The 7,271-nt window shown below is 72.1% G+C and carries 10 protein-coding genes; all 10 read right to left on the reverse strand.

The window, feature by feature from the left end; all coding sequences use genetic code 11:
* Positions 1-35 precede the first annotated feature (35 nt).
* Complete coding sequence (gene fliN / locus ACODR5_RS10930) at positions 36-692, reverse strand: flagellar motor switch protein FliN (protein ID WP_449853965.1); 657 nt, start codon at positions 690-692, stop codon at positions 36-38.
* Complete coding sequence (locus ACODR5_RS10935) at positions 689-1,633, reverse strand: flagellar motor switch protein FliM (RefSeq protein ID WP_449853964.1); 945 nt, start codon at positions 1,631-1,633, stop codon at positions 689-691. The genes fliN and ACODR5_RS10935 overlap by 4 nt, the downstream gene beginning before the upstream one ends.
* A gap of 123 nt (positions 1,634-1,756) precedes the next feature.
* Positions 1,757-2,578, reverse strand: a complete 822-nt coding sequence (locus ACODR5_RS10940; protein ID WP_449853963.1) for an OmpA/MotB family protein — start codon at positions 2,576-2,578, stop codon at positions 1,757-1,759.
* Complete coding sequence (locus ACODR5_RS10945; protein ID WP_488983651.1) at positions 2,575-3,384, reverse strand: motility protein A; 810 nt, start codon at positions 3,382-3,384, stop codon at positions 2,575-2,577. The genes ACODR5_RS10940 and ACODR5_RS10945 overlap by 4 nt, the downstream gene beginning before the upstream one ends.
* A complete protein-coding gene (locus ACODR5_RS10950) occupies positions 3,384-3,614 on the reverse strand; it encodes a flagellar FlbD family protein (protein ID WP_449853961.1) in 231 nt (76 codons plus the stop codon). The genes ACODR5_RS10945 and ACODR5_RS10950 overlap by 1 nt, the downstream gene beginning before the upstream one ends.
* 131 nt (positions 3,615-3,745) lie before the next feature.
* Positions 3,746-4,276, reverse strand: coding sequence for a DUF1643 domain-containing protein (locus ACODR5_RS10955; protein ID WP_449853960.1), 531 nt, complete (start codon positions 4,274-4,276; stop codon positions 3,746-3,748).
* A 67-nt stretch (positions 4,277-4,343) separates the two neighbouring features.
* Positions 4,344-4,952, reverse strand: a complete 609-nt coding sequence (locus tag ACODR5_RS10960) for a GIY-YIG nuclease family protein (protein WP_488983652.1) — start codon at positions 4,950-4,952, stop codon at positions 4,344-4,346.
* A 167-nt stretch (positions 4,953-5,119) separates the two neighbouring features.
* The gene (locus tag ACODR5_RS10965; protein ID WP_488983653.1) at positions 5,120-6,280 is read right to left on the reverse strand and encodes a flagellar hook protein FlgE; all 1,161 of its coding nucleotides are present in this window, start codon (positions 6,278-6,280) and stop codon (positions 5,120-5,122) included.
* A gap of 24 nt (positions 6,281-6,304) precedes the next feature.
* A complete protein-coding gene (locus tag ACODR5_RS10970; protein WP_488983654.1) occupies positions 6,305-6,718 on the reverse strand; it encodes a flagellar hook assembly protein FlgD in 414 nt (137 codons plus the stop codon).
* Positions 6,719-6,730: 12 nt separating this feature from the next.
* On the reverse strand, positions 6,731-7,271 hold a 541-nt coding region (locus tag ACODR5_RS10975), incomplete at its 5' end, for a flagellar hook-length control protein FliK (RefSeq protein WP_488983655.1).

A 7,271-nucleotide genomic window follows, 5' to 3' on the forward strand; every position in this document is an offset into this window, starting at 1 on the left:
CCGCGACGCGCAGCGCGAGCAGCAGATCGTCCAGCTCAGACCTCGGCGTTCTCGAGAATGCGCGTGATCCGCACGGCGTAGTCCTGGTCGACGACCACGATCTCGCCGTGCGCGATGAGGCGCCCGTTCAGCTTCACGTCGGCGGGCGCGCCGGCGGAGCGGTCGAGCTCCACGACGCGGCCGGGGGAGAGGTCGAGCACGTCGCGCACGGCCATGCGGGTGCGGCCGATCTCGACGGTCAGCTCCATCTCGACGCCCGCGATGCGCTGCAGCCGGCGCGAGGGCACGCCGGTCGCCGTGGCGGCGTGCGTCACGCGCACGGCGAGGCGGCCGATCGTGCGGCCGGACTCGTCCTGCAGGTCGAAGATCCGCGCCTGCGGGTGCGAGAAGAGCGACGAGGCGTCGCCGACGCGCGCCTCGCGCATGACGCCGGGGCCGAGGGCGGCCGAGGCGGCGTCGAGCGACTCGTGCAGCCGGTCGGGCAGCGGGGCGTCGGGCACGCCGTCGACGAGGGCGGCGGGGTCGAGGATGAGCACGGCCAGCTCGGCGCTCGACTCGCCGACGTACGACACGATGACCGCGTCGCCGGTGTCACCCGAGGCGTGCGACGCATGGGCGCTGATCTCGCTGGTCGTCGGCAGCCGCGACGCGAACGCGGCGGCGACGGCGGACTCGTGGGCGGTGGGGGTCACCTGGGCTCCTCTGCGGGGACGGGATCGGACGGCGCCGCGGGATCGGACGGCACCGACGTGATGACGCACGCGAGACGCGCGCCGCTCGCGCCGACGGCGGCGGACGCGACGGGCACGCCTGCCGCGACGAGATCGAGCGGGCGGTCGTCGGCATGCGGGATGCGGATGAGGTCGCCCACCGACAGGTCGAGGACGTCCGTCGGGTGCACGGTGAGCGGCGTCAGCCGCAGGGCGAGCTCGAGCGGGGTGTGCTCCACCTGCTCGTGCACGAGCTCGGACGCCCGGTCGGACGGCATGACGGGGGCCGCGCTGCTCAGCCGCTCCAGCACGAGCGCCGCGGGGAGCATGACGCTCGCCGGCACGGTGCGGTCGCCGGTGCTCAGCGACAGCCGGGCCACGATGACGAGGTCTCCGGCCGACGCGAGCTGGGCGAACTGCGGGTTGTACTGGATCCCGCTCACGGCGAGCCGGCCGGGCAGCAGGGCACCGAGCGCGTGCGAGAGCGTCTCGAGGCCGTCCGCCATGAGGTACCGGATGAGCGCCTGCTCGATGGTCGTGAGGGGCCGCTCGTCCGTGACCTCCACGGGGCGGCCTCCCACCATCTGCACGATCCACGACAGCGCCGCCGACAGCGGGAACTGCACGATGCCGCTGGCCTCGCTCTCAGGCACGGCGCACACGACGACGGTCGTCGTCGACGGCAGCCCGTCGGCGTACTCCGCGTAGGTCTGCAGCTCGACCTGCTCCACCGCCACGTGCGAGCGGGCGCGGATCTTGTCGGTGAGCTGCGTGGCCCACAGGCGCGCGAAGGTCTCGAACGACAGCTCGAGCGCGCGGGCGTGCTCGCGCGCGAGCGTGGCCGGGCGGCCGAAGTCGTACACCTCGACCGTCTGGTCCGTCTCGCCCTGGGCGGGCGCGTTCGCGCGCACGTCGATCACCACGACCCGGACTATCGGGCGTGTGCGGACGTGCGTTAGGCGCCGCCGGCTTCGGGTTCCGGCGACGGGATCGGATCGGTCGGGCGATCGGCTCGCGGATCGGCCTGCCGGACGGTCCGCGGCGGCTCAGCTCGACTGGCCGGCGACGATGTCGGGGATGAGCGCGCGCACCTCCTCCTCGGCATCGGAGAGCACGACGATGTCGACGCGGCGGTTGCGGGCGAGATCCGCGGCCGAGTCGCCCTCGGCCACCGGGCGGGCGTCGCCGTACCCCACGGCCTGCACGTGGTCGCCGCGCACGCGCCCCACCTCGACGAGGTGGCGCAGCACCTGTGTGGCGCGCCCCGAGGAGAGCTCCCAGTTCGTCTCGTACACCGCGGTGGTGGGACGGCGGTCGGCGTGGCCCTCGACGGAGATCTGGTTCGGCACTTCGACGAGCACCGTGCCCAGCGCGTCGAGCACCGCGACGGCCTTGGCGCTCAGGTCGACGCTGTTCGTCTCGAAGAACGTCTCGGCGCCGATGAGCCCCACGGTCAGGCCGCGGTCGTCGATGACGAACTCGGCGGTGTCGCCGAGGCCACGGGCATCCAGCGCGCTCTGCATCCGGCGCTGCAGATCCTGCAGGTTCTCGACCTCCTGCTGGGCGGCGAGCAGCGTGGGGTCGGCGGCCGCGCCCTCGTCCTCGGCCTCGAGCTCCGGGGGCAGCACGAGGCCGGTGCTGAGGTCGACCTCCTCGCTCGGCTCCTGCCCGAAGCCGGTGGCGAGCGAGTCGCGCAGCTGGTCGAACTTCTCCTGATCGACGCTCGACATCGCGTACAGCACGATGAACAGGCACATGAGCACCGTGATCATGTCGAGGTACGACGCCATCCAGCGCTCGTCCGGGCCGTCGTGGCCCCCGGAGGAGTGATCGGCCGCGCGGCGGCGGCCTCCGCGCCGCACGCTCATGCCGCCTCGATCGTCTCCGGCATGTCGGCGCTCGCGGCGGCCTTGGCGGGCGCGGGCGCCTTGCGATCCGACACGAGGGCCTGCAGCCGCTCGGCGACGTGGTGCGGCGGGCTGCCGGCCTGGACCGTGAGCATGCCCTCCATGACGAGCGTCATGCGCTCCATCTCGAGCTCGGCCAGGCGCTGCAGGCGGTTGCCGATCGGCAGCCACATGAAGTTGGCCGACAGCAGGCCCCACAGGGTCGCGACGAACGCGGCGGCGATCATGGGACCGAGCGTGTCGGGGGTGTCGAGCTGCTCGAGCACGTGCGTGAGCGAGACGACCGTGCCGATGATGCCGACGGTCGGCGCGTACCCGCCCAGGGTCATGAAGAAGCGCGAGGCGGTGCGGTTGCGCGCCGCGGCGGAGGCGATCTCGTCCTCCAAGACGATGCGCAGCTCCTCGGCGTCGGTGCCGTCGGCGATGCTCTGCAGCGCCTGCCGCATGAACGCGTCGTCGGTCTCGGGCACGAGCTGCTCGAGCGACAGCAGACCCTCGGCGCGGGCCTTCTCGGCGTAGCCGACGATCTGGTCGATCAGGTCGGACGCCGTGCGGCGGTCGCCGCGGATCGCGCGGGGCAGTGCCCGGAACGCGGCGATCGCGTCGCGCATGGTGCCGCTGGCGATGCCGATCGCGATGGTGCCGCCGAAGACGAGGATCATCGGGGCGGGCAGGAACAGCGCGGCCAGGCTCGCGTTCTCGAGCGTGATCATCGCGTACAGCGAGCCGAACGCGACGACGATTCCGATGAGGAAGGCGAGATCCATCAGCTGATCACTCCGGTCACGTCACCGGAGCGGCGCACGTCGGCCGCCGAGGCGAGCACGCGGGCGCGGAAGGCGGCGATCCGCTCGATGACCTCGGACATCGGCTCCAGGACGACGAAGGTCGCTCCGTCCACCATGATCAGCGTGGTGTCCGGCGACTCGTGAATCCGCTCGATGAGATCCGGATTCACGGCGAACCGGGTTCGGTTCAGGCGCGTGACGACGATCATGGCTCCATCCTGGAAACTGCGAGCGACCCCTCCTGGGTCGCCAGACGGCCCGTCCTGGTCCGTCGATGATCACTGTCGGCCGGACGGGCCGCCGCGTTAGCGATCGTTCACCTCGGCCTCGAACGACGCGGTCAGCGCCCGTCGCCCGGCCATGCACGCAGGTACTCGTCGACGTCGAACGGTCGAAGCGGGGCGTCTGCGCGCACGTAGAGCGGATGACGAGGATGACCGTTCTTCGTGAGGTCGCCAAGAGACATCCACTCGCATCCGGCATCGTTCGCGACCTGCAGAATGTCGCGCAGCAGCAACCGCAGGTAGGGACGCGATGCGATCAGCCCGCCCCAGGCGGCGACAAGCGTCGGGCGCCCCTGAACCATCCGCGCGATATGACGCTCGTTCTCCGCCTTCAGCGCGTCGTCGAACTCGGCATGGAGGCCCTGCGGATCCGTGGAGATCTGGGGGTACACGTTCAGCATCGTCCAGCTGTCGAACCCGTTGTCGGCGGCGAAACGCATCACGCGCGCGATGGTGCGGTCGGGCGCGTTCGGCGCCGCAGTGCTCGGATTGATCCCGATGCACACGAGGGGGTTGACGCCCACCGTACCCAGTACGAATCGCGCGGAGCCGGCGGGATCGTGCTCGTACGTCCATCCGTCCGTCATGGGGCCGTCCTTCGATGGCATCCTGCTGAGCCCGGGAGGCATGCGACCATCGCCTCATCGGCATCGATCATCGGCTGCCGTCCCAGCTCGCCGCCTCGAGGGCCATCGCGGCCCGCGCGCGGCGCAGCAGCGGAAGCCGGCCGGGGTTGTTGCTGATGTTGATCGGCGGCGTGAAGTGCACGATCACGGCAGCCTCGACGGCGCCGAGCGGTACCGGCATGCGGGCCGGCGAGGGCCAGACAGCGAGTGTCAGCCGTGCGTGCATCCAGGCGGTGAGACGGCCGTCCCCGCCCTCGGCGAGCGCATAGTTCGAGAAGCGCTCGGGCTTGGACGGGTTGCGCGGCACGGCATGCAGGCCGAGAGCGTCGCGCAGCAGTGCCGCGAAGGAGCGGCGCACCGTGGAGCTGCCGGTGCGCGGCTTGACCTCCGGGTCGGTCGCGAAGTGGCCGCTCAGGTCACGGGCGGCGAGGCTCCTTTCGGCCTTGCCGACGTAGAGGGGAGTCTCCGGCGCAGGATCCAGCTGGAGATCGCGCCACGCGTGCGCGCCCCCGTAGATGGCATACAGGCCAGGTCGTGCGGGCACCTGCCGCACCGCTTCCGGAATCGCCCAGCGATCGCCCGTGAGCGCATCGACGGCGGCTGCCGTCAGTTCCGGCAGGGTCGTGGTCGCTGCCATGGCGGTGAATCTCCTCACGCGCGGCGCGGGCGCCACGCACGTCTCTGCCTCTTCGCGCGCCGCGATCGAGGACCGGAAGGGGTGACAGAGGTCGGGAGGGCTGCCGCCGTACCGCTCGCAGCCCTCCCGATCACGCGGCGGCGCTCCAGAGAGCGCCGTCCCGTGGATCAGCGCTTGAGGTTGGTCAGCTCCTGCAGCACCTCGTCGCTGGTCGTGATGATGCGGGCGTTCGCCTGGAAGCCGCGCTGGGCGACGATGAGGTTCGTGAACTCCTGCGAGAGGTCGACGTTCGACATCTCCAGCGCCCCGCTGATGAGCGATCCCATGCCCTCGGCGCCGGCCTCGCCGATGACGGCCTCGCCCGAGTTCACCGTGGGACGGTACTGCGAGTTGCCGGCCTTCTCGAGACCCGTGGGGTTGACGAAGTTGGCCAGCGCGACGCGCGCGAGCACGGCGGTGGCGCCGTTGTCGAAGGTGCCGACGAGGCTGCCGTCGTCCGACAGCGCGTACGACTGCAGCGTGCCGGCGGGGCGGCCGTTCTGCCCGGAGATCGCGACCGTCGACAGCTCCGCGTAGCCCGTGATGTTCGACAGATCGATCTCGATGTTGCCGACCGTGAGCGGGCCCTCCGGCGTGAGCTCGCCGTTCGCGAGCTCGAGGCCGACGGGGTTGCCGCCCTCGGCGGCGACGCTCCAGCCGGTGTCGGTGCGCGTGAAGGTGAGGGTGAGGGTGCCGGCCGCGCCCTGCGCGTCGTACACGGTCACGTCGCGGACGAGCTGCGCGCCCTCGTCCGCGTCGGAGGGCAGGTTGCCGGAGACCTGGGCCGTGGTCGTGGCGGCGGCGGGCGACACGGCGCCGACGGGCAGCGTGATGTTCCCCAGCGGGGATCCGGGCACGATGACGCCGTTCTGGGCGGTCCAGCCCTGCACGAACGCGCCGTCCGAGCTCACGAGCCGGCCCTGGGCGTCGAACGAGAAGGCGCCGTTGCGGGTGTAGGTGGTCTCGCCGCCCGTGCTCGTGACGAAGAAGCCGTCGCCGGCGATCATGAGGTGCGTCGGAACGCCCGTGGACTGGGCGGCGCCCTGCGCGAAGTTCGTCGTGATGGCGGCCACCTGCACGCCGAGGCCGACCTGCGCGGGGTTGCTGCCGCCGGTGTCGGCCTGGGGGAGCGTCGAGTTCTGCACGAGCTGCGAGAGCGTGTCCTGGAACTCCACCGACGAGGCCTTGAACGCGGTCGTGTTGACGTTGGCGATGTTGTTTCCGGTGACATCGAGCATCGTCTGGTGCGAGCGCATGCCCGAGATGCCGGAGTAGAGGGAGCGGAGCATGTTGCCTTCCTTCGGTGTGGGGGATCAGGAGACGACGCCGGAGACGGCGTCGAGGGGCACGGAGACGTCGCCGAAGAGGACCTCGGGGGTGCCCTTGGCGAACGAGACGGCGGTGACGACGCCGGTCTGGGAGGCGCCGTCGGCGTCGAGGTACGAGGCCTTGCGGCCCACGAGCTCGGTGGCCGCCTGGCGCATGGTGAGCGCGAACGTCTCGGTCGACGTCGTCGACAGCGCGGTGAGCTGCTCCATCATGGCCAGCTGCGTGCTCTGCGCGATCATCTCGTTCGTGTCCATGGGGGAGGAGGGGTCCTGGTTCTGCAGCTGCGTGACGAGCAGCTGCAGGAACACCTCGGAGTCGAGCGTCTGCTTGCGCTCGGTCGTGGTGGTCGAACCGGTGTAGAGGCCGGTCGCGGTGGAGACGGGGTCGACGAGGGGCATGGTGCCTTCCGATCAGGCGAGCACGTCGAACGACGCGTTGGCGGGGGAGAAGGGGGAGGGTGCGGGCGGCACGGGCTCCGGCCGGCCGGCCCCGTGCTCGCGCGGTGCTCCCTCGCGGGCGGGCGCGCCGTCGCGCGCCGAGCCGTCGCGGCCGGGGCCGTCGCGGAGTGAGCCGTCGCGGAGCGGGCCGCCGTCGGCGCCGGGCTGGGGCGCGGCGCCCTGGCCGCCCTGCCCCGTCGGCGAGCCCGCCGCCGCATCGTCGGCGCCCAGGCCGAGCGTGGCGTGCGGGGCGGCGATGGCGAGGTCGCGGCGCAGGTCGGTGAGGATGTGCCGGATCGCGTCGCGACCCGCATCGGACGGGGCGAACAGCTCGATGCGCAGGACGTCGCCGCTGATGCGCGCCCGCACCGTGACGGGGCCGAGATCCTCGGGCGAGACCGTGACCGTGACCTCGTGCGTGCCGTCGCCGGCGCGCGCGAGGTCGAGCAGCTGCGGGGCGAGCTGGGGAGCGAGCGGCGGCGCGGGGCGCGGCGCGGCGACGGGCGCGGCGGGC

The sequence above is a fragment of the Microbacterium sp. FG3 genome, assembly GCF_057809335.1.